The organism is Microbacterium sp. BF1 (assembly GCF_019279095.1).
In the GTDB taxonomy this organism is placed as follows: Bacteria; Actinomycetota; Actinomycetes; order Actinomycetales; family Microbacteriaceae; genus Microbacterium; species Microbacterium maritypicum.
The window spans coordinates 1-530 of sequence record NZ_JAGYWT010000889.1 but is presented as its reverse complement, the minus strand read 5'-3'; the positions used below and the strand labels follow the sequence as shown (position 1 = coordinate 530).

The following is a 530-nucleotide window of genomic DNA, read 5'->3' as shown; positions in this document are numbered from 1 at the left end:
CCGCATCAGCGGGAGGCCAGGGCTCTCCACCCGGCACGCGCGGCAGACCGCGTCGCAGCATCCGCGTCGCCATGGCTACTTCTTCCGCGCCTCGAGGGCGGCGATCACCTGCGGGACCACGGCGAACACGTCGCCGACGATGCCGAAGTCCGCGACGTCGAAGATCGGCGCCTCGGGGTCCTTGTTGATCGCGACGATGTTCTTCGACGTCTGCATGCCCGCGCGGTGCTGGATCGCTCCGGAGATGCCGAGCGCGACATACAGCTGCGGCGACACCGACACCCCGGTCTGACCGACCTGGTGCGATTGCGGGATGTACCCGGCATCGACGGCTGCCCTGGAGGCGCCGACGGCCGCGCCGAGTGCGTCGGCGAGCTCCTCGACGAGACCACACCGCTGCCGGCGGGCACGATCGTGCAGCCGGGCGGCTACTTCGTCTTCGACCAGCCGGCAGCGGTGTGGTCTCGGCTGCATGGCCTGCGGGGTCGTTGTCCATCACTGTCCAGCCGGACAGGTCGACTGACGTGGTG

The 530-nt window shown here is 69.8% G+C and carries 1 pseudogene; it reads right to left on the bottom strand.

What is annotated here, in order from left to right:
- Positions 1-75 precede the first annotated feature (75 nt).
- Positions 76-390 (bottom strand): annotated as a pseudogene (locus KZA10_RS17385) (electron transfer flavoprotein subunit alpha/FixB family protein); the annotation flags it as partial.
- Positions 391-530: the final 140 nt, after the last annotated feature.